The organism is Escherichia albertii NBRC 107761 = DSM 17582, assembly GCF_000759775.1.
GTDB lineage: Bacteria > Pseudomonadota > Gammaproteobacteria > Enterobacterales > Enterobacteriaceae > Escherichia > Escherichia albertii.
In genome coordinates this window covers 1-20375 of sequence record NZ_BBMY01000092.1, presented here as the reverse complement: position 1 = coordinate 20375, position 20375 = coordinate 1, and the positions used below count along the sequence as shown (strand labels likewise).

The window sequence follows — 20375 nt, the reverse complement described above, 5'->3', positions numbered from 1 at the left end:
CCCACGAACATCGGGTTTTGCAGCAAGATGGCGAGGCCAACCACAATCCCGGCAAAGGGAAACAGCAGTACCGGCGTGAACATCGCGCCGCCAAAGCGTTGAATTTGACTGAGCATTCCACATCCTCTTTTATCAAATCAGTAAGTAGGAAGCCTGATTGGTTATACGCCAGGCCTGGAGCGAGGATAGGAAGATGCAATCGGCAGAACATGACGCTCCAGCGTGAATCGTGATCGCTTTCATGCTTTTCATCAGGTCACTGAGATCTACATTTTGACGAAATCGTGGACATTTCCGGTTTGCATTAAGTGATGTGTAAAACCAACATTGAAAAATATCTTATTTTCAATGTGTTACATATTGAGCAACGGTAAAAAATACAGGCTTTTGCTGGAAAAAGAGATCTACGGATGATCTACAAATCTATTGCGGAACGTTTGAGAATTCGCCTGAATTCCACAGACTTCAATCTTAATAGCCTTCTTCCCGGCGAAAAGAAACTGGCGGAGGAGTTTGCGGTATCACGGATGACCATCAGGAAAGCCATTGACCTGCTGGTAGCATGGGGTCTTGTGGTCCGTCGCCACGGCAGCGGTACTTACCTGGTGCGCAAAGATGTACTGCATCAGACCGCCAGCCTGACGGGGCTGGTGGAAGTACTAAAACGTCAGGGAAAAACGGTTACCAGCCAGGTGCTGATTTTTGAAATCATGCCGGCGCCTCCCGCCATTGCCAGCCAGTTACGAATTCAGATCAACGAACAGATCTACTTCTCCCGTCGCGTTCGCTTTGTGGAGGGAAAACCGTTGATGCTGGAAGACAGTTATATGCCAGTGAAACTGTTCCGCAATCTTTCGTTGCAACATCTGGAAGGGTCGAAGTTTGAATATATTGAAAAAGAGTGCGGGATTCTCATCGGCGGTAATTATGAAAGCCTGACGCCAGTTCTTGCCGATAAACTGCTGGCGCAACAAATGAAGGTAGCGGAGCACACGCCGCTGCTACGGATCACATCATTGTCATACAGCGAGAACGGGGAATTTTTGAATTATTCGGTGATGTTCAGAAACGCCAGTGAGTACCAGGTGGAGTACCATTTACGGCGACTCCACCCGGAAAAGAGTTAACCAATGCTCCAGAAAAGCACAGCCAGCAATTGTGGCGTGATAATACGCAGGAACATCACGAGCGGATAGACGGTGGCATAAGAGAGCGCCGCCGCACCGCTGGTTGCATGCAGGTTGTTAGCAAACGCCAGTGCAGGAGGATCGGTCATGGAGCCTGCCAGCATTCCACACATGGTCAGGTAATTCATTTTGGCTAACATCCGCGCCAGAATGCCAACAGTAATCAGCGGAACCGCGGTGATCAGGGCACCATAACCTATCCAGCTTAACCCCTCGCCATTGACCAGTGTGTTGACAAAATCCCCGCCGGATTTCAAACCAACTACCGAGAGGAACAACACGATACCCAGCTCGCGTAGCGCGAGGTTAGCACTTGGCGGCATAAACCAGTAAAGCTTGCCAATACTGCCGATACGCCCGAGGATCAACGCCATAATCAGCGGTCCTCCCGCCAGTCCCAGTTTCAACGCTGCCGGAAATCCCGGAACAAATACCGGGATAGAACCTAACAGTACGCCAAGCCCGATTCCAATAAACACCGGCAGCATCTGGACCTGTTGCAGTTTTTGCTGCGCATTTCCCAGCACATTGGCGACGGCATCAATCGCGGAGGGACGGCCCACCAGGTTGAGAATATCGCCGAATTGCAGACTGATGTCGCTGCTGGCGACCAACTCAACCCCGGCGCGATTCAGGCGCGAGATAACAACGTCATAGCGTTCTTTAAAGTGCAGATCACGAATACGCTTACCAAGCACATTTTCATTGGTAACCACCACACGCTCGACACGCAAATCAGTACCTTTCGTCGACAGTGAGGTGTCGACCTCCTGACCAATCACCAGTTGTGCATTATGCAAATCCGCTGGCTGCCCCACCAGATGCAGTAAATCACCCAACTGAATGAGCGTTTCCGGCGAAGGCACTTTCAGAGTTTCTTCTCGTTTCAGTCGCGAGCAAATGATTTTGTCGCCATTGAGAATAGGCACATCTTTAATGGCTAAATCGTGCAGATTAGGGTTATCTACGCGAATATTGATGGTTTTGATCAGCGCACCGCCGTTGGTTCGCGTGGACTCATGCTGCTGCGCTTCCGTTTCAACGTTCACGCGGAACACGACCCGCAATAGCCACATAGTGAACAAGATGCCGCAAATACCAAATGGGTACGCCATTGCGTAGCTCATCCCCATCTGATCAACCATCTCCATCGGCGTACCAAGATCACGCAAGATTTACTGCCCGGCCCCCAGTGCAGGCGTGTTGGTAACCGCGCCAGAGAAAATCCCCAATACAACGGGAAGCGGAATATTAAACAATTTATGCAAAAGAGCAGTGACCAGGCCACCGATGACAACAATAAGAATGGCAAATAAATTGAGGCGTAATCCAGATACGCGCAGCGAAGCAAAGAACCCCGGTCCCACCTGAATCCCAATGGTATAAACGAACAAGATCAGGCCAAACTCCTGAATGACATGCAACATATCGCTACTTAACGTCATCCCGGCCTGGGAAACAAAGTGACCGACAATAATTCCGCCGAACAGCACGCCTCCGATACCCAACCCAACGCCACGGAATTTAACATTGCCGATAAATAACCCAACGACAGCCACTAAAGCCAGGATACTGACTGTTAATGCTATATCACTCATCATCCATTTCTCTTGAAATAACATTTTAATTGGTAAGGATTATGGCTGAATCGGTGAAGCAGATTTGCCTTATAGCGCACATTATTATGGGAAAGCGGGGAGCGAAATATCTTAAACTTGCGAAAATTAACGTATTGTTGAAGGCTGCAGATAAAAAAGCCCCACCTGACGGCGGGGCAAAAAGAATAGCTAATTAGCTATTTAACGCGGAACGTTCGCTGATGGCGATACGTTGCGCTGCGATGGGTTCAGGCTCATTACGAATCAGGTCAATGTGTAGTAAACCGTTCACGAAGGTCGCACCGGAGACTTCCATATTTTCAGCCAGCGTAAAACTCAGGCTAAATGGTTGATTCATAAGCCCTTGATGCAACCATTTTTTCTCTTCTTTTGGCTGCTCAGGCGTGCCTTTTACAATCAGGCGTGTACCTTCCAGTTGAATATCTAAATCTTCCCGACGGAAACCCGCCAGCGCAAGGGTGATGCGGTAGTGGTTATCGTCGCTTTTCTCAATGTTGTACGGCGGGAAACTCTGGCTTTCACCGACGTTTTGCAGCGCGTTGGCCAGTTTGTCAAAACCGATCCATTGACGCATCAGCGGGGATAAATCGAAGTTAGGCATAGTCATTTCTCCTTCTAAGAAGCGAGTAAGTACCTGCAAATCCGTGGATTCGCATATGCTCCCTGACGGCGAGCATCAAATATCAGGCCGCGCCCAGCGACCTGTGGGAATTAGTTGATTTCGATACGACGCGGTTTTTTCGCTTCTGGAATTACGCGTTCAAGATCGATATACAGCAAACCGTTCACCAGGTTAGCGCCACGAACATGAATGTTTTCGGCTAACTGGAATTTACGTTCAAAGTTGCGTTCAGCGATGCCCTGGTACAGATAGGTGCGCTCTTTTTGTTCATCGGCGTGAGCACCTTTCACCACCAGCAGATTGTCCTGGGCGGTAATTTCCAGTTCACTTTCGGCAAAGCCAGCCACAGCGATGGCAATGCGGTAATGGTTTTCGTCTACCAGTTCAACGTTATACGGAGGATAGCCGCCATTACTCTGGCTCTGGTTGTTTTCTAAATGATTAAACAAACGGTCAAACCCAATAGCAGAACGATAAAGCGGAGATAAATCAAAGTTACGCATAATCAATAGCTCCTGAAATCAGCGAGAATATAAGACCTTCCACAATGGACAGATCTGGTAGCCAGAACACCCATCAGGCGCGTTCTCATCGACTACGGTGTAAAAATGGGTCTGGATATAAACTTTTCAAGCCTTTTATGCGGACTTTTTTTTGCAGTTTATGGTCTATTGCATAGACTGGGTGACAGCACGAAACGTTTAAAGTGCGATAGCCGCCACAGTGCGACGAGATGATGATGTTATTTTCAGCAAGGGATCGCTATAACTCATCATGCCAACACCAACGATCAACAGATGAATTTATTATGATAAAAAATGTGTTGTTAGCACTCATGATGTGCAGCGGGATGGCGTTGCTGGGAGGATGTTCCAGCGTGATGTCTCATACAGGGGGCAAAGAGGGGACCTATCCAGGCACGCGCGCCAGCGCCACGATGATTGGCGATGACGAGACAAACTGGGGCACAAAATCGCTGGCGATACTCGACATGCCATTTACCGCAGTCATGGACACCATCTTGCTGCCGTGGGATGTGTTCCGCAAAGACAGCTCGGTACGCTCACGCGTTGAAAAAAGCGAAGCCAACGCGCAAGCAACCAATGACGTCATTCCCCCGGCCAGAATGCCTGCAAACTGAGCTAGCGGTCAGTTTCGGTGATCCACAACTGACCAGCTTCCATCCACGCCAGCCATTTGCCATCGGGCGAGAAAACTACGGCATCTGCCGAAGGTGGGTTGGCGTGGCCCTCGGTTAAATACTCAATTTTACCGCTTTGTACATGTGCGCAGGCAATACGATTATTCAGCACAAAGCCCAGCCATTCGCCTGACGGATGCCAGTTAAATGCCGACTGAATATCTGTTTTGTTATGCGTCAACTGGCGTGGTTCGCCCCCCTGTGGAGAAATAAGCCATAATTGCACCACGCCATTGTCATCACGCATTAAAAACGCAATTTGCGTGCCTTGCGGGTTACAGCGCACCCAGTGGCGCGGAATATTTACCAGACCAGGAAATGCGCGATAATGCGTAAAGGTCAAACGACGTTGCACAACGCCGCGCGGCGGTGCGGGTAAGGCCGACTCCGTCCCGCTTAACGGCCCATCACCAGCCACTTTCCAGCCGTTTTCATCTTGCGGTAACTCTACAATAAACAGCTCCGGCACTTTCTCGCCCTTCAGCGAAAGCGTATCGCCAATGAACGCCAGCGCGTGATTTCCAACCCATCCCTCTTCATAAGCGCGATTGATTTCATCACTGCCTGGCTGCGGCGTGGGCGTGGTTTTACTCACCAGCACGCACCAGCGGCTACCGCTGTATTCACGCGGATGCTGCTTTTGTACGTTGACCGGGCCAAACGGCGCCGCAACCCCGACGTTTCGCAAATCCAGCGCCGAATCAAGTTCATGCATTACATGGTCGTTATAGGTAAAACTCACCATTTCACCGTTCGGACTAAAAACATGCACATGACTGCCGCCGCGTAGCGCTCCTGGTGTGTACGGAACGGTAATATCCATTGCATCCAGATTAGTGATTTCCCCTTGTTCGGCAATCACCCCACGACGGTGATGGAAATCGTAATGCCATGTTTCATCTGGGTTTTCAGGCCCGTGAATAAAGACATATTTTTCTTTCTTTGGATGAACGGTCACCACGCCAACGTGCGCTCCGTGTGACGCTCGATAGATCTCCTCGACCTCGCCGGTATGGATATTCACGCGCTCAATGGTCTCTCCGGCAAACGACGCGCCAGAGGGACGAACGTCAAACACCAGCCACTGGCTGTCGGGCGTCCAGGTATTGGTATTGGTGAGCAGGTGATTACGGGGAGCAAAGGTTATCTGTTTCATGGCGCGGTCCTGATCCAAAACGGTTCCCGCCATCATACTTCACAAGGACTTCACTTTCAGACAATAGTCTTTTGCCATCGTGATGAATGTGAGTGAAAAGATGGAACATTTCGACGTGGCGATTATTGGCCTCGGCCCGGCAGGTTCAGCGCTGGCGCGGCAGTTAGCAGGCAAAATGCAGGTGATTGCGCTGGATAAAAAGCACCAGTGCGGTACTGAAGGTTTCAACAAGCCTTGTGGCGGTCTGCTGGCACCGGACGCGCAGCGTTCTTTTATTCGCGATGGACTAACACTCCCTGTCGATGTGATTGCCAGTCCGCAGATTTTCAGCGTCAAAACCGTTGATGTCGCCGCATCGCTCACGCGTAACTACCCGCGGAGCTATATCAATATTAATCGCCACGCTTTCGACTTGTGGATGAAGTCACTGATCCCCGCCAGCGTTGAGGTTTACCACGACAGCCTGTGTCGAAAAATCTGGCGTGAGGATGATAAATGGCATGTCATTTTTCGCGCAGACGGCTGGGAGCAGCATATTACCGCCCACTATCTGGTCGGTGCCGATGGTGCCAACTCGATGGTGCGGCGACATCTCTACCCGAATCATCAGATTCGTAAATACGTCGCTATCCAGCAGTGGTTCGCAGAAAAGCATCCGGTGCCGTTCTACTCCTGCATTTTTGATAACGAGATAACAGATTGTTATTCATGGAGCATCAGCAAAGACGGCTATTTTATCTTTGGTGGAGCTTATCCGATGAAAGACGGTCAGGCGCGTTTCACGGCGCTGAAAGAGAAAATGAATGCCTTTCAGTTCCAGTTTGGCAAAGCGGTGAAAAGTGAAAAATGCACCGTATTGTTCCCCTCACGCAGGCAGGATTTTGTCTGCGGTAAAGACAATGCGTTTCTCATTGGCGAAGCGGCGGGGTTTATCAGCGCCAGCTCGCTGGAGGGAATTAGCTATGCGCTGGATAGCGCTGAGATTCTTCGTTCGGTATTACCGAAGCAGCCGGAGAAGAGCAACGCAGCCTACTGGCGTGCCACCCGCAAACTGCGTTTAAAACTCTTCGGCAAGATAGTAAAAAGCCGATGCCTGACCGCATCGGTGTTACGAAAGTGGATTATGCGCAGTGGTGTGGCGCATATTCCACAGTTGAAAGATTATCCAACGCGCTTCACATCGCCCACCAGCAGGATGTAAGAGAGCGCACCAATCAACGCGACGGCGGAGATATAAACCAGTGCAGATGCGAAACCGTAACCCTGCGCCACAAATTCATACATACAAAACACCTCATAAGAAAATGCCATACGTCGGGCAGAAATCTGAAAAGGGATATCAGGCGCTAAACAGGAGGGAAAGAAGAGTATGCTTTCAACGGCTTAGCTACTCGTTTAAAGGATTAATCATGAATTTGAATTTTAAAGGATTTTTTAAGGCTGCCGGTTTGTGTTCTTTGGCATTTGCGTTGACCGGATGTATCACCTGGGGATTGGTTTCCAATACTGCAAGCCGTCCACATGCCGAGCAATGGCGGTCAGACACGATTAAGGGTTTATCGCTGGCAGAGGATAGTAACGGTACGAAAGGCTATGTTTTTGTTGGTGAATCGCTGGACTATCTGTTGACCACCGGCGGTGGTGATGTAGTTAAAATGCTGAACGATCCGGCAATTCATGGCGAAAGAATCACCGTTTCCGATAACGCGAAATTTATTTTAAGCAGCAGTGATACTAATTTTTCTGGTTCAATAACGCTCTATTACGACTGGGATAATGAGGAGGATAAAGCACTGGCGACGCAATATGGTTTTATTTGTGATACCCGGCGTTGTACCTGGGTACTTGACGGCTTGAAAGGATCTATTCATCAAAAAAATAAAAAAGCGGATTACTCAAACGTGATGGTTTTCCATCAACCCTTTACTGTGGGATTTTATAAGTACAAAGCAACAGGTGGCGTCCCGCGCGGCCTCGCTAATGCGCTGCTGCCAGTCACTCTTACGCTGGATATAGTAACGTCACCACTGCAGTTCCTGATTTTATGCACGACCAGAAATTGTTAATCGCTGCGGGCAAACGCGTTTATGCTGTTTGCCCGTCCCCTGATTAATTCAGCACATACTTTTCAATAGCAAACGCCACGCCATCTTCAAGGTTGGATTTGGTGACAAAGTTCGCCACTTCTTTCACCGAAGGAATAGCGTTATCCATCGCCACACCAACACCTGCATATTCAATCATCGCGATGTCGTTTTCCTGATCGCCAATCGCCATGATTTCTTCCGGCTTAATGCCCAACACATCAGCCAGTGATTTCACGCCCGTACCTTTATTGACGCGTTTATCGAGGATTTCGAGGAAGTACGGCGCACTTTTCAGCACGGTATATTTCTCTTTCACTTCCTGCGGGATGCGCGCGATGGCCTGGTCAAGGACGGCGGGTTCATCAATCATCATCACTTTCAGGAACTGAGTATTGGGGTCCATTTTCTCCGCTTCGCAGAACACCAGCGGAATGGTGGCAACGAAAGATTCATGCACCGTGTAGTAGCTGATATCACGGTTGGCGGTGTACAGCGTGGTGCGGTCCAGCGCGTGGAAATGAGAACCCACTTCGCGAGAGAGTTTTTCCAGGAAACGGTAATCGTCATAGCTAAGAGCGGTTTGCGCCACGGTGCTGCCATCGGCAGCCTTCTGCACCAACGCGCCATTGTAAGTAATGCAGTAGTCGCCCGGCTGTTCCATATGTAGCTCTTTCAGGTAGCTGTGAACGCCGGCATAAGGGCGGCCCGTCGTCAGCACGACATTCACACCGCGGGCACGAGCCGCGGCAATCGCGTTTTTAACGCCAGGAGAAATGGTGTGATCGGGTAGCAGAAGAGTGCCATCCATATCGATAGCAATGAGTTTGATAGCCATGAGTTCCCCAGGTAGATTAGATCCTGACCCATGCTAACGCGATTCCGCTCAAAAATCAGTACAACACCCGAGGGAAAAGGGGGATGCAACGCGCATGGCGTGCTCCCCTTTTGCTTAGCTGAAAAGTTTACCTTTCAGCAGTTCCATACCAGCGGAAAGTAGATCGTTATTAGTTTGTGATGACACTTCACCCTGCGGTGAGAGAGCATCAATAATCTTCGGCAATTGTTCTGCCAGTAAACTGGAAGCCGCACTGGTATCTACGCCGAGTTTTTGCCCGAGATCGGATATCGCGTTGGTGCCGAGCGCCGATTCCAGTTGCTCGCCGCTCACCGACTGATTGGTTTGCTGATTACTCAACCAGGTTGACAGAATGGCGCCTAAGCCGCCGCTTTGTAGTTTTTCCAGCAGCACCTGAATGCCGCCCTGCTCCTCAACCCAATTTAAAATAGCCTGATATTTCCCCGCATCGCCTTTCAGAAAGGCGCCGACAACTTCATCAAAAAGCCCCATGATAATCACCTGTAAAGCGTTACGTGTTGACTCAAAAAGTATAGTTCTGCGAGATGATAATTGCGGATTGCAAAAATAAAAAGGGCGGAGAAGATCTCAGCCCTTTTCTTATAGCTTCTTGCCGAATGCGGCGTGAACGCCTTATCCGGCCTACAAAACATTGCAAATTCAATATATTGCAGGAGTCTTGTAGGCCTGATAAGCGTAACGCATCAGACACGCTCACATTGTTAATGCCATTAAATATCGATATTCGCCGCTTTCAGAGCGTTCTCTTCGATAAACGCACGACGCGGTTCAACAGCGTCACCCATCAGTGTGGTGAACAACTGGTCGGCGGCAATCGCATCTTTAACGGTAACGCGCAGCATACGACGGCTTTCCGGGTCCATGGTGGTTTCCCACAACTGCTCCGGGTTCATCTCGCCCAGACCTTTATAACGCTGGATGGAGAGGCCGCGACGGGACTCTTTCACCAGCCAGTCCAGAGCCTGCTCAAAGCTGGCTACCGGCTGACGACGCTCGCCACGTTCAATAAACGCATCTTCTTCCAGAAGGCCACGCAGTTTCTCGCCCAGCGTACAGATACGACGATATTCGCCACCGGTGATAAACTCGTGATCCAGCGGATAGTCAGTATCCACGCCGTGAGTACGCACGCGAACAATCGGCTCGAACAGGTTTTTCTCGGCATTGGCATGGACATCAAACTTCCACTGGCTGCCGTGCTGTTCTTTGTCGTTCAGTTCGCTGACCAGGGCGTTCACCCAACGGGTAACGGTCTGCTCGTTGGAGAGATCGGCTTCCGCCAGCGTCGGCTGATAGATAAGCTCTTTCAGCAGCGCTTTCGGATAACGACGTTCCATGCGGTTGATCATCTTCTGGGTCGCGTTGTACTCAGACACCAGTTTCTCTAATGCTTCGCCAGCCAGCGCTGGTGCACTGGCATTGGTGTGCAACGTTGCGCCATCCAGCGCGATGGAAATTTGATACTGATCCATCGCTTCGTCATCTTTAATGTACTGTTCTTGCTTGCCTTTCTTCACTTTGTACAGCGGCGGCTGAGCAATATAAACGTGACCGCGTTCAACGATTTCCGGCATCTGACGATAGAAGAAAGTCAACAGCAGCGTACGAATGTGCGAGCCGTCGACGTCCGCATCGGTCATGATGATGATGTTGTGATAACGCAGTTTGTCCGGGTTGTACTCGTCGCGACCGATGCCGCAGCCAAGCGCAGTGATCAGCGTCGCCACTTCCTGAGAAGAGAGCATCTTATCGAAGCGCGCTTTCTCGACGTTGAGGATTTTACCCTTCAGCGGCAGAATCGCCTGGTTCTTGCGGTTACGGCCCTGCTTTGCAGAACCGCCCGCCGAGTCCCCTTCCACAAGGTACAGTTCGGAGAGCGCTGGGTCGCGTTCCTGACAGTCCGCCAGTTTGCCTGGCAGGCCAGCTAAATCCAGTGCGCCCTTACGGCGGGTCATTTCACGGGCTTTACGCGCGGCTTCACGCGCACGGGCAGCATCAATGATTTTACCCACCACGATTTTCGCGTCGGTCGGGTTTTCCAGCAGGTATTCCGCCAGCAGTTCGTTCATCTGCTGTTCTACCGCCGATTTCACCTCAGAAGAAACCAGTTTGTCTTTGGTCTGGGAGGAGAATTTCGGGTCCGGCACTTTCACGGAAACAACAGCAATCAGGCCTTCACGCGCATCGTCACCAGTGGCGCTAACTTTCGCTTTCTTACTGTAGCCTTCTTTATCCATGTAGGCATTCAGGGTACGGGTCATCGCCGCACGGAAGCCCGCCAGGTGAGTACCGCCGTCACGCTGCGGAATATTGTTGGTAAAACAGTAGATGTTTTCCTGGAAGCCATCGTTCCACTGCAACGCAACTTCAACGCCGATACCGTCTTTTTCGGTGGAGAAGTAGAAGATGTTCGGGTGAATCGGCGTTTTGTTCTTGTTCAGATATTCAACGAACGCCTTAATGCCGCCTTCATAGTGGAAGTGGTCTTCTTTGCCGTCGCGTTTGTCTTTCAGACGAATAGACACGCCGGAATTGAGGAAGGACAGCTCACGCAGACGCTTCGCCAGAATATCGTATTCGAACTCGGTCACATTGGTGAAAGTTTCAAGGCTTGGCCAGAAACGCACCATGGTGCCGGTTTTGTCGGTGTCACCAGTAACCGCCAGCGGTGCCTGCGGAACACCGTGTTCGTAGATCTGACGGTGAATTTTACCCTCGCGCTGAATAACCAGCTCCAGTTTTTGCGACAGGGCGTTTACTACCGAAACACCAACGCCGTGCAGACCGCCGGACACTTTATAGGAATTATCGTCAAATTTACCGCCTGCGTGCAGCACGGTCATGATCACTTCCGCTGCCGATACGCCCTCTTCCGGGTGAATACCGGTCGGAATGCCGCGCCCGTCATCCTGTACGGATACAGAGTTGTCGGCGTGAATGGTGACGATAATTTCTTTACAGTGACCCGCGAGCGCTTCGTCGATAGCGTTATCTACCACCTCGAATACCATGTGGTGCAGACCGGTGCCGTCATCCGTGTCGCCGATATACATACCCGGGCGCTTACGCACCGCATCCAGCCCTTTCAGGACTTTGATACTGGAGGAGTCATAAGAATTCGACATCAACGTTTCTCGCTCATTTATACTTGGGTTAATCCGTTATTTTACCCTTTTCCACGGTAAACATCTTCGAATTTTCGTCCGACATGTCTATAACGTGTTCAGCACTGATCGCGCTGACAAAGACTTGCGATTGCGTCGCTTTTAAGCGGCTGGCAAGCAGTCCGCGACGCTCATCATCAAGCTCCGAGGCAAAATCATCTATCAGGTAGAGACACCGCCGCCCACTTTCACGGGTGAGGAACTCTCCTTGCGCCAGACGTAAGGCGCACATCAACAGCTTAAGCTGCCCACGCGATAAGGTATCTTCCACCGGCGCCCCGTCGGCGCGAATGCGTAAGTCCGCTTTGTGCGGGCCGTGCGCGGTGTAGGTTAGCTGGCGATCGCGTTCAAAATTACGTTCCAGCACCTCAGCGTAATCTGTCTCTTTCTCCCAGCCGCGCTGGAAGGAGAAAGTCAGAGAAAACTCAGGGAGAAATTGCTTACAGGTATCGGCCATATCAGCCGCGATACCGGCGCTGTACTCCGCGCGCCAGGTGCTGATTTGTTCCGCCAGCGGGATTAATTCTTTATCCCACGGACGTAGCTGTTCGTAACGTGTCACCTGGCGCAGCGCCGCATTGCGCTGCTTGAGCAACCGTTTGAGATTGCTCCACGCGGTGAAAAATCCAGGTTCGTTGTGAAAGCATCCCCAGTCGAGGAATGCTCTTCTGTATTTGGGGCCGCCGTTGAGTAAAGTAAACCCCTCCGGCGTTATCAGCTGCATCGGCATCAGGTGCGCCAGCTCCGCGACCTTATGCCCATCAGTACCGTCGATGCGGACTTTGCTGTCGCCCTGTTTGTCTTTGGTTAAGCCAATCGCCGTCTCGCGCTCTTCGCCCTGTAAACGTCCGTGGAGAACAAATGCCTCCTGCTCATGGCGAATCACTCGACCCACCTGCAAACTGCGAAACGCCCGACCGTGGCCGAGCGTATAGATGGCTTCCAGCACGCTGGTTTTGCCACTGCCGTTGGCGCCCACCAGAAAGTTAAAGCCGGGAGATAAAGCGAGATCCGCGGTTTCAATATTGCGGAAATCGCGAATCAACAAGCGGGTGAGGGACATTACAGTCTCATTGGCATGACAACATAAGCCGCGCTCTGGCTGGCCGCATCTTCAATCTGCACGCTGGAAACCGAATCGGTCAGCATCATGCGGACGTTTTCGCATTTCAGCGCGTTCAGAACATCCAGTACATAGCTGACGTTGAAGCCGATTTCCATCTCCGCGCCACTGTAGGTGACATCAAGGATCTCTTCCGCTTCTTCCTGCTCCGGGTTGTTGGCGGTAATTTTCAGCTGATTTTCGCTGACATACAGACGCACGCCGCGGAATTTCTCGTTAGAGAGAATTGCCGCACGGGCAAACGCCTGTTTAAGGAGATCGCAACCGGCTTCCAGATGCTTGTCCGGGTTCTTCGGCAATACGCGGCGGTAATCCGGGAAACGACCATCCACCAGTTTGGAGGTGAAGATAAAGTCGCCAACGTGGGCGCGAATGTTGTTGCTGCCAATCTGCACGCGCAGCGGATTGTCACCGCCGTCGAGCATGCGCATCAGTTCAATCACACCTTTACGCGGCACGATCACCGAATGGCTCGGCAAAGACTGACCAATTGGCATTGAACAGACCGCCAGACGGTGCCCGTCGGTCGCCACGGTACGCAGTTCTTCGCCTTCAGTTTCGAACAGCATACCGTTTAAGTAATAGCGAACGTCCTGATGCGCCATGGAAAACTGGGTCGCTTCAATCAGGCGCTTCATTGTTGCCTGCGGCAGCGTGAATTCCACTTCACTCTGCCAGTCATCGAGGTTCGGGAAATCCGCCGCTGGTAAGGTAGAAAGCGAGAAACGGCTACGCCCGGAGCGCACCAGCATCCGTTCACCTTCCAGTTGGACGGCGATTTCCGCGCCTTCAGGCAGGCCACGGCAGATATCAAAGAATTTGCGCGCCGGAACTGTCGTCGCCCCTGGTTCGTGCGGCTGAATAAGCGCAACACGTGCCACCATTTCCATCTCGAGATCAGTACCGGTCAGCGACAACGTACCGTCAGCAACCTGTAACAGCAGATTACCGAGAATCGGTAGCGTAGGACGACCACCTAACGGACCGCTTACCTGTTGTAGCGGTTTTAATAAATGCTCACGTTCTACGGTAAATTTCATAGGATTACGATGACAATGTTCTGATTAAATTTGAAAAATCTTCTTTGATATCATGGCTCTCTTCACGCAACTGCTCAATTTTACGACAGGCATGAAGCACCGTTGTATGGTCACGACCACCAAACGCATCGCCAATCTCCGGTAGACTATGGTTAGTCAGCTCTTTTGCCAACGCCATCGCCATCTGGCGCGGACGCGCTACGGAGCGAGATCGACGCTTAGAAAGGAGATCCGCGACTTTAATCTTGTAATACTCCGCCACCGTCTTTTGGATATTGTCGATGGTGACCAGCTTTTCCTGCAGCGCTAACAGATCGCGCAGCGCTTCACGCACGAAATCGATGGTGATCGCTCTGCCGGTAAAATTAGCGTTGGCAATGACGCGATTCAGCGCCCCTTCCAGCTCACGTACATTAGAGCGTAGACGCTTGGCGATAAAGAACGCCACTTCACCCGGTAAACGAATGTCGTTTTCGTCGGCCTTTTTCATCAGGATCGCCACGCGGGTTTCTAACTCTGGCGGTTCGATCGCCACAGTCAGTCCCCAGCCGAAGCGGGATTTCAAACGATCCTCAACGCCGTTGATCTCTTTCGGATAGCGATCCGACGTGAGAATGATCTGCTGGTTACCTTCCAGCAGGGCGTTGAAAGTGTGGAAAAATTCTTCCTGGGATCGTTCTTTATTAGCAAAGAATTGAATATCGTCGATCAGCAGCGCATCTACGGAACGGTAGTAGCGTTTAAACTCTTCGATCGCGTTGTTTTGCAGGGCTTTTACCATGTCCTGAACAAAGCGCTCGGAGTGCATATAGACCACTTTGGCATTGGGCTTGCGCGCCATAATGCCGTTGCCCACCGCATGCAACAGGTGAGTTTTACCCAGACCCGTGCCGCCATAAAGGAACAGCGGGTTATAAGCGCCACCGGGGTTATCCGCCACCTGGCGAGCCGCCGCGCGCGCCAGTTGGTTAGATTTACCTTCGACGAAGTTATCAAACGTATGTTTGACGTTAACGTTGGAACGATAGGTCGGTTCCGCCGGAGCAGGAACATTATCCCAACCCGAACGCGCTGCAGGCGCAGCGCGCTGCGGTTGCATTTGCGCCACCTGAGCTGGCGCTGTAACGTTGCTCGCCACTGCGGCCTGAGAGGTTTTCGTCACCGGCCTGGTGCCAACTTCAAAGCGCAACTGTGGGGCATCCGCGCCACAGAAGCTGGTTAGCAGTCCATTGATATTATTGAGGTACTTGTCCCGTACCCAATCGAGGACAAAACGATTTGGCGCGTACAAGGCCAGCGTGTTATCGCTCAGTTCCGCCTGCAACGGGCGTATCCACATACTGAATTCTGTGGCTGGTAACTCATCCTGCAATCGGGCAAGACACTGCTGCCAAAGCGAAAGTGACACGGCGGACTCCACTCGAACAAAAGTCGATAATGACTAAGGCTGAAACATTCATGATTGTTGACGTACGTCGAAAAGACCCTACATAAGGGTGACGCACGAACCGCTGTCTGCGGTTATATGCCCGATCAAGATCCTGCAAAACGATCGGGACCGCGGATCATAGCCTAAACTGCGCAAGAGATCTTCTGTTTCTCACAGATTTTCCCAATTTATCCACAGGGCTTTCCAGAACCCGCTAAGTGTAAACGATCCTGACGCCAGACGGGCGCGATTTACGCCGCATATTGGAAAATTTAATGACCACAGACAAAAATTGGCTTAATCGATCTAATAAAGATCCTGGACGATCCTTGCGCTTTACCCTCCAGCCCGTATAATCCTCCACCCGGCGCACAATGCTGGTTTTAACTGGTATGAGCCCGTACTTTTTCCCCGTGAAAAGGTGCGGAAAAGCGCGGTAAATAAGGAAAGAGAATTGACTCCGGAGTGTACAATTATTACAATCCGGCCTCTTTAATCACCCATGGCTTCGGTGTCCAGCGTTTCATTTTCGTTCGGATATCCAATAAAGCCATTGAATTTATTCAAGTTTAGGTAGAAATCGCCATGAAACGCACTTTTCAACCGTCTGTACTGAAGCGCAACCGTTCTCACGGCTTCCGTGCTCGTATGGCTACTAAAAATGGTCGTCAGGTACTGGCACGTCGTCGTGCTAAAGGCCGTGCTCGTCTGACCGTTTCTAAGTAATAAAGCTAACCCCTGAGTGGTTAAGCTCGCATTTCCCAGGGAGTTACGCTTGTTAACTCCCAGTCAATTCACATTCGTCTTCCAGCAGCCACAACGGGCTGGCACGCCGCAAATTACTATTCTCGGCCGCCTGAATTCGCTGGGGCATCCCCGTATCGGTCTTACAGTCGCCAAGAAAAACGTTCGACGTGCGCATGAACGCAATCGGATTAAACGTCTGACGCGTGAAAGCTTCCGTCTGCGCCAACATGAACTTCCGGCTATGGATTTCGTGGTGGTGGCGAAAAAAGGGGTTGCCGACCTCGATAACCGTGCTCTCTCGGAAGCGTTGGAAAAATTATGGCGCCGCCACTGTCGCCTGGCTCGCGGGTCCTGATAGCCCTCATTCGGGTCTATCAACGCCTGATTAGTCCGCTACTCGGGCCGCATTGTCGTTTCACTCCAACCTGTTCAAGCTACGGAATTGAGGCATTGCGCAGGTTTGGAGTGATAAAAGGCAGTTGGTTGACTGTGAAACGCGTATTAAAATGCCACCCTTTACACCCTGGTGGTGACGATCCCGTCCCGCCCGGACCATTTGATACCAGAGAACACTAACGATGGATTCGCAACGCAATCTTTTAGTCATCGCTTTGCTGTTCGTGTCTTTCATGATCTGGCAAGCCTGGGAGCAGGATAAAAACCCGCAACCTCAGGCCCAACAGACCACGCAGACAACGACCACCGCAGCGGGTAGCGCCGCCGACCAGGGCGTACCGGCCAGTGGCCAGGGGAAACTGATCTCGGTTAAAACCGATGTGCTTGATCTGACCATCAACACCCGTGGTGGTGATGTTGAGCAGGCCCTGCTGCCGGCTTACCCGAAAGAGCTGAACTCTACCCAGCCATTCCAGCTGCTGGAAACCTCACCGCAGTTTATTTATCAGGCTCAGAGCGGTCTGACCGGTCGTGATGGCCCGGATAACCCGGCTAACGGCCCGCGTCCGCTGTATAACGTCGAAAAAGATGCTTATGTACTGGCTGATGGCCAAAATGAATTGCAGGTGCCGATGACGTATACCGACGCAGCAGGCAACACGTTTACCAAAACGTTTGTCCTGAAACGTGGTGATTACGCTGTCAACGTCAACTACAACGTGCAGAACGCTGGCGAAAAACCGCTGGAGATCTCCACCTTTGGTCAGTTGAAGCAATCCATCAATCTACCGCCGCATCTCGACACTGGAAGCAGCAACTTTGCACTGCACACCTTCCGTGGCGCAGCATACTCCACGCCTGACGAGAAGTACGAGAAATACAAGTTCGATACTATTGCTGATAACGAAAACCTGAACATCTCTTCGAAAGGGGGTTGGGTAGCGATGCTGCAACAGTATTTCGCGACTGCGTGGATCCCGCATAACGACGGTACTAACAACTTCTACACCGCTAATCTGGGCAACGGCATCGCTGCTATCGGCTATAAATCTCAGCCGGTACTGGTTCAGCCGGGTCAGACTGGCGCGATGAACAGCACCCTGTGGGTTGGCCCGGAAATTCAGGATAAAATGGCAGCCGTTGCTCCGCACCTGGATCTGACCGTGGATTACGGTTGGTTGTGGTTCATCTCTCAGCCGCTGTTCAAATTACTGAAATGGATCCATAGCTTTGTGGGTAACTGGGGCTTCTCCATTATCATCATCACCTTTATCGTTCGTGGCATCATGTACCCGCTGACCAAAGCGCAGTACACCTCCATGGCGAAGATGCGTATGCTGCAGCCGAAGATTCAGGCGATGCGCGAGCGTCTGGGCGATGACAAACAGCGTATCAGCCAGGAAATGATGGCGCTGTACAAAGCTGAGAAGGTTAACCCGCTGGGCGGCTGCTTCCCGCTGCTGATCCAGATGCCCATCTTCCTGGCGTTGTACTACATGCTGATGGGTTCCGTTGAACTGCGCCAGGCGCCGTTTGCACTGTGGATCCACGACCTGTCAGCACAGGACCCGTACTACATCCTGCCGATCCTGATGGGCGTAACGATGTTCTTCATTCAGAAGATGTCGCCGACCACCGTAACCGACCCGATGCAGCAGAAGATCATGACCTTTATGCCGGTCATCTTCACCGTGTTCTTCCTGTGGTTCCCGTCAGGCCTGGTGCTGTACTATATCGTCAGCAACTTGGTTACCATTATTCAGCAACAGCTGATTTACCGTGGTCTGGAAAAACGTGGTCTGCATAGCCGCGAGAAGAAAAAATCCTGATTCGGTAAGTTTTCGCTAAAATAAGGGCGGTCAGTTGACCGCCTTTTTTCTTTTCGTAGGGCGGATAAGCGCACCGCGCATCCGCCACACAAAGCAACAGGAACATCATGAGCGATAATGACACTATCGTAGCCCAGGCCACGCCTCCGGGACGTGGCGGCGTTGGCATCCTGCGCATTTCCGGCCTCAAAGCCCGTGAAGTTGCCGAAACCGTGCTGGGTAAACTGCCTAAGCCGCGCTACGCCGATTATCTTCCGTTTAAAGACGCCGACGGCAGCGTGCTCGATCAGGGGATTGCGCTATGGTTCCCTGGCCCAAATTCATTTACCGGTGAAGATGTACTGGAACTGCAAGGTCATGGCGGTCCGGTGATCCTCGACCTGCTGTTAAAACGCATTTTGACCATTCCTGGCCTGCGAATTGCCCGCCCCGGTGAGTTTTCCGAACGCGCGTTTCTTAACGATAAACTCGATTTGGCCCAGGCCGAAGCAATCGCCGATCTTATCGACGCCAGCTCGGAACAGGCGGCCCGCTCGGCGCTAAACTCGCTGCAAGGCGCGTTCTCCGCGCGAGTTAACCATCTGGTGGAAGCCCTCACCCACTTGCGCATTTACGTCGAAGCGGCAATTGATTTCCCTGATGAAGAGATCGATTTCCTCTCCGACGGCAAAATTGAAGCCCAACTCAATGATGTGATTGCCGATCTCGACGCGGTACGCGCAGAAGCGCGTCAGGGCAGCCTGTTGCGCGAAGGGATGAAAGTCGTGATTGCCGGGCGTCCAAACGCGGGTAAATCGAGCCTGTTAAACGCGCTGGCAGGCCGTGAAGCGGCAATCGTAACCGATATCGCCGGAACCACGCGTGACGTGCTGCGTGAGCATATCCACATTGACGGGATGCCGCTGCATATCATCGATACCGCCGGGCTACGTGAAGCCAGCGATGAAGTAGAACGCATTGGTATCGAGCGGGCGTGGCAGGAAATTGAACAAGCCGACCGCGTTCTGTTTATGGTTGATGGCACCACCACGGACGCCGTTGATCCAGCAGAGATCTGGCCGGAATTTATCGCCCGCCTGCCTGCAAAACTGCCGATTACCGTCGTGCGCAATAAAGCCGATATCACCGGCGAAACGCTGGGGATGAGTGAAGTGAACGGTCACGCGTTAATTCGCCTTTCGGCACGGACTGGCGAAGGTGTGGACGTGTTGCGTAACCATCTCAAACAGAGCATGGGCTTTGACACCAATATGGAAGGCGGCTTCCTGGCGCGTCGTCGTCACTTACAGGCGCTGGAACAGGCGGCAGAGCATCTGCAACAGGGTAAAGCGCAACTGTTAGGTGCCTGGGCTGGCGAGCTGCTGGCGGAAGAGTTGCGCCTGGCGCAGCAGAACTTAAGCGAAATCACCGGGGAATTTACTTCTGACGACCTGCTGGGGCGGATTTTCTCCAGCTTCTGTATCGGTAAGTAACCCCCACATACGAAGCCGCATCCTGATTACCTGATGCGGCTTCGTTTTTTGTATGTACTATTATTTTGATAAAAATTAAAAATCTCCCGCAATTTATTATCCTTAAACTGGTGTTTAATATTGTATCGCGATCGTTTGTGATTCGATTCACATTTAAACAATTTCAGAATAGACAAAAACCTTGAGTATTATACTGTAGCGTCGTGTCTTTCGAGGATAAGTGCATTATGAATATCTTACATATATGTGTGACCTCAAAATGGTTCAATATCGACAACAAGATTGTTGATCACCGCCCTTGATTTGCCCTTCTATAACCATCACCAGCGCCAAACCGATTAGATTTAATGTGATCTATTAGTTTGCTATGTCTTTATTTTGTCGTTTATACAGGTTGTTACTGGTTTAATTACTATTTCACGTGGG

At 51.4% G+C, this 20375-nt stretch carries 20 protein-coding genes, 3 pseudogenes and 1 other annotated feature; of the genes and pseudogenes, 11 read left to right on the top strand and 12 right to left on the bottom strand.

Annotated elements, in window-relative coordinates:
• Nucleotides 1-116: pseudogene (locus tag EA14781_RS25270) on the bottom strand (permease IIC component glvC domain protein); the annotation flags it as partial.
• A 294-nt stretch (nucleotides 117-410) separates the two neighbouring features.
• Between EA14781_RS25270 and EA14781_RS15575 the strand changes: the two are divergent.
• Entirely contained in the window at nucleotides 411-1127 is a 717-nt protein-coding gene (locus EA14781_RS15575; protein WP_002460403.1) for a GntR family transcriptional regulator, read from the top strand.
• On the opposite strand, the pseudogene EA14781_RS15570 reads toward EA14781_RS15575, so the two are convergent.
• The 3 genes and pseudogenes from EA14781_RS15570 to ibpA form a co-directional block, all read right to left on the bottom strand.
• Nucleotides 1124-2785: pseudogene (locus EA14781_RS15570) on the bottom strand (putative transporter). The gene EA14781_RS15575 and the pseudogene EA14781_RS15570 overlap by 4 nt on opposite strands.
• 193 nt (nucleotides 2786-2978) lie before the next feature.
• Nucleotides 2979-3407, bottom strand: a complete 429-nt coding sequence (gene ibpB, locus EA14781_RS15560) for a small heat shock chaperone IbpB (protein WP_001132434.1) — start codon at nucleotides 3405-3407, stop codon at nucleotides 2979-2981.
• 110 nt (nucleotides 3408-3517) lie between these two features.
• On the bottom strand, nucleotides 3518-3931 hold the full coding sequence (gene ibpA, locus EA14781_RS15555) for a small heat shock chaperone IbpA (RefSeq protein WP_001243437.1): 414 nt from the start codon (nucleotides 3929-3931) through the stop codon (nucleotides 3518-3520).
• Nucleotides 3925-3997: a sequence feature (ROSE (Repression Of Heat Shock gene Expression) occurs in the 5'-region of heat shock genes and acts as an RNA thermometer to modulate expression.), on the bottom strand. (Overlaps the previous gene by 7 nt.)
• Nucleotides 3998-4236: 239 nt before the next feature.
• Here ibpA and EA14781_RS15550 point away from each other — a divergent pair.
• A complete protein-coding gene (locus EA14781_RS15550) occupies nucleotides 4237-4569 on the top strand; it encodes a YceK/YidQ family lipoprotein (protein WP_000594823.1) in 333 nt (110 codons plus the stop codon).
• Nucleotide 4570: 1 nt separating this feature from the next.
• On the opposite strand, the gene EA14781_RS15545 is transcribed toward EA14781_RS15550, so the two are convergent.
• Nucleotides 4571-5785 (bottom strand): YidR family protein, encoded by a 1215-nt coding sequence (locus EA14781_RS15545; protein WP_002460410.1) that lies wholly within the window; start codon nucleotides 5783-5785, stop codon nucleotides 4571-4573.
• Nucleotides 5786-5885: 100 nt separating this feature from the next.
• Between EA14781_RS15545 and cbrA the strand changes: the two genes are divergently transcribed.
• Nucleotides 5886-6986, top strand: coding sequence for a colicin M resistance lipid reductase CbrA (gene cbrA, locus EA14781_RS15540; protein WP_024164675.1), 1101 nt, complete (start codon nucleotides 5886-5888; stop codon nucleotides 6984-6986).
• Here the strand turns inward: cbrA and EA14781_RS25775 are convergent.
• A pseudogene (locus EA14781_RS25775) lies at nucleotides 6947-7060 on the bottom strand (hypothetical protein); the annotation flags it as partial. The gene cbrA and the pseudogene EA14781_RS25775 sit on opposite strands and share 40 nt — an antisense overlap.
• Nucleotides 7061-7194: 134 nt before the next feature.
• Here EA14781_RS25775 and EA14781_RS15535 point away from each other — a divergent pair.
• Complete coding sequence (locus EA14781_RS15535; RefSeq protein WP_001052329.1) at nucleotides 7195-7851, top strand: YidX family protein; 657 nt, start codon at nucleotides 7195-7197, stop codon at nucleotides 7849-7851.
• A 43-nt stretch (nucleotides 7852-7894) separates the two neighbouring features.
• Here EA14781_RS15535 and yidA read toward each other — a convergent pair whose 3' ends face one another.
• The 6 genes from yidA to dnaA form a co-directional block, all read right to left on the bottom strand.
• Nucleotides 7895-8707 (bottom strand): sugar-phosphatase, encoded by an 813-nt coding sequence (gene yidA / locus EA14781_RS15530; RefSeq protein WP_000985585.1) that lies wholly within the window; start codon nucleotides 8705-8707, stop codon nucleotides 7895-7897.
• Between the two features lie 114 nt (nucleotides 8708-8821).
• Nucleotides 8822-9220 carry a YidB family protein gene (locus tag EA14781_RS15525; RefSeq protein WP_000522194.1) on the bottom strand — a complete coding sequence of 133 codons (399 nt, stop codon included), beginning with the start codon at nucleotides 9218-9220 and terminating at the stop codon, nucleotides 8822-8824.
• Nucleotides 9221-9459: 239 nt separating this feature from the next.
• Nucleotides 9460-11874: a DNA topoisomerase (ATP-hydrolyzing) subunit B gene (gene gyrB / locus EA14781_RS15515; RefSeq protein ID WP_002460419.1), complete on the bottom strand. Its 2415-nt coding sequence runs from the start codon at nucleotides 11872-11874 to the stop codon at nucleotides 9460-9462.
• A 28-nt stretch (nucleotides 11875-11902) separates the two neighbouring features.
• Nucleotides 11903-12976 carry a DNA replication/repair protein RecF gene (gene recF, locus EA14781_RS15510; RefSeq protein ID WP_000060124.1) on the bottom strand — a complete coding sequence of 358 codons (1074 nt, stop codon included), beginning with the start codon at nucleotides 12974-12976 and terminating at the stop codon, nucleotides 11903-11905.
• Entirely contained in the window at nucleotides 12976-14076 is a 1101-nt protein-coding gene (dnaN, locus tag EA14781_RS15505; protein WP_000673456.1) for a DNA polymerase III subunit beta, read from the bottom strand. Before dnaN ends, recF begins: the two co-directional genes overlap by 1 nt.
• A 4-nt stretch (nucleotides 14077-14080) precedes the next feature.
• On the bottom strand, nucleotides 14081-15484 hold the full coding sequence (gene dnaA, locus EA14781_RS15500) for a chromosomal replication initiator protein DnaA (protein ID WP_000059118.1): 1404 nt from the start codon (nucleotides 15482-15484) through the stop codon (nucleotides 14081-14083).
• Nucleotides 15485-15780: 296 nt separating this feature from the next.
• On the opposite strand from dnaA, the gene EA14781_RS24940 reads away from it, so the two are divergent.
• From EA14781_RS24940 to tnaC, 7 genes are all read left to right on the top strand, one after another.
• On the top strand, nucleotides 15781-15861 hold the full coding sequence (locus EA14781_RS24940) for a hypothetical protein (RefSeq protein ID WP_123057881.1): 81 nt from the start codon (nucleotides 15781-15783) through the stop codon (nucleotides 15859-15861).
• 229 nt (nucleotides 15862-16090) lie between these two features.
• A complete protein-coding gene (gene rpmH, locus EA14781_RS15495) occupies nucleotides 16091-16231 on the top strand; it encodes a 50S ribosomal protein L34 (RefSeq protein WP_000831330.1) in 141 nt (46 codons plus the stop codon).
• 16 nt (nucleotides 16232-16247) lie between these two features.
• A complete protein-coding gene (rnpA, locus tag EA14781_RS15490; protein WP_000239730.1) occupies nucleotides 16248-16607 on the top strand; it encodes a ribonuclease P protein component in 360 nt (119 codons plus the stop codon).
• Nucleotides 16571-16828, top strand: a complete 258-nt coding sequence (gene yidD / locus EA14781_RS15485; protein ID WP_001307474.1) for a membrane protein insertion efficiency factor YidD — start codon at nucleotides 16571-16573, stop codon at nucleotides 16826-16828. Before rnpA ends, yidD begins: the two co-directional genes overlap by 37 nt.
• Before the next feature lie 2 nt (nucleotides 16829-16830).
• Complete coding sequence (yidC, locus tag EA14781_RS15480) at nucleotides 16831-18477, top strand: membrane protein insertase YidC (RefSeq protein WP_000378246.1); 1647 nt, start codon at nucleotides 16831-16833, stop codon at nucleotides 18475-18477.
• A 107-nt stretch (nucleotides 18478-18584) separates the two neighbouring features.
• Entirely contained in the window at nucleotides 18585-19949 is a 1365-nt protein-coding gene (gene mnmE, locus EA14781_RS15475) for a tRNA uridine-5-carboxymethylaminomethyl(34) synthesis GTPase MnmE (protein WP_001282361.1), read from the top strand.
• 227 nt (nucleotides 19950-20176) lie between these two features.
• Nucleotides 20177-20251, top strand: coding sequence for a tryptophanase leader peptide (gene tnaC / locus EA14781_RS15470; RefSeq protein ID WP_001364348.1), 75 nt, complete (start codon nucleotides 20177-20179; stop codon nucleotides 20249-20251).
• The last annotated feature ends 124 nt before the right edge of the window (nucleotides 20252-20375 follow it).

Coding starts and splice junctions, on each gene's coding strand:
- EA14781_RS15575 (WP_002460403.1), top strand. CDS start 411: ATGATCTACAAATCTATTGCGGAACGTTTGAGAATTCGCCTGAATTCC.
- ibpB (WP_001132434.1), bottom strand. CDS start 3,407: ATGCCTAACTTCGATTTATCCCCGCTGATGCGTCAATGGATCGGTTTT.
- ibpA (WP_001243437.1), bottom strand. CDS start 3,931: ATGCGTAACTTTGATTTATCTCCGCTTTATCGTTCTGCTATTGGGTTT.
- EA14781_RS15550 (WP_000594823.1), top strand. CDS start 4,237: ATGATAAAAAATGTGTTGTTAGCACTCATGATGTGCAGCGGGATGGCG.
- EA14781_RS15545 (WP_002460410.1), bottom strand. CDS start 5,785: ATGAAACAGATAACCTTTGCTCCCCGTAATCACCTGCTCACCAATACC.
- cbrA (WP_024164675.1), top strand. CDS start 5,886: ATGGAACATTTCGACGTGGCGATTATTGGCCTCGGCCCGGCAGGTTCA.
- EA14781_RS15535 (WP_001052329.1), top strand. CDS start 7,195: ATGAATTTGAATTTTAAAGGATTTTTTAAGGCTGCCGGTTTGTGTTCT.
- yidA (WP_000985585.1), bottom strand. CDS start 8,707: ATGGCTATCAAACTCATTGCTATCGATATGGATGGCACTCTTCTGCTA.
- EA14781_RS15525 (WP_000522194.1), bottom strand. CDS start 9,220: ATGGGGCTTTTTGATGAAGTTGTCGGCGCCTTTCTGAAAGGCGATGCG.
- gyrB (WP_002460419.1), bottom strand. CDS start 11,874: ATGTCGAATTCTTATGACTCCTCCAGTATCAAAGTCCTGAAAGGGCTG.
- recF (WP_000060124.1), bottom strand. CDS start 12,976: ATGTCCCTCACCCGCTTGTTGATTCGCGATTTCCGCAATATTGAAACC.
- dnaN (WP_000673456.1), bottom strand. CDS start 14,076: ATGAAATTTACCGTAGAACGTGAGCATTTATTAAAACCGCTACAACAG.
- EA14781_RS24940 (WP_123057881.1), top strand. CDS start 15,781: ATGACCACAGACAAAAATTGGCTTAATCGATCTAATAAAGATCCTGGA.
- rpmH (WP_000831330.1), top strand. CDS start 16,091: ATGAAACGCACTTTTCAACCGTCTGTACTGAAGCGCAACCGTTCTCAC.
- yidD (WP_001307474.1), top strand. CDS start 16,571: ATGGCGCCGCCACTGTCGCCTGGCTCGCGGGTCCTGATAGCCCTCATT.
- yidC (WP_000378246.1), top strand. CDS start 16,831: ATGGATTCGCAACGCAATCTTTTAGTCATCGCTTTGCTGTTCGTGTCT.
- mnmE (WP_001282361.1), top strand. CDS start 18,585: ATGAGCGATAATGACACTATCGTAGCCCAGGCCACGCCTCCGGGACGT.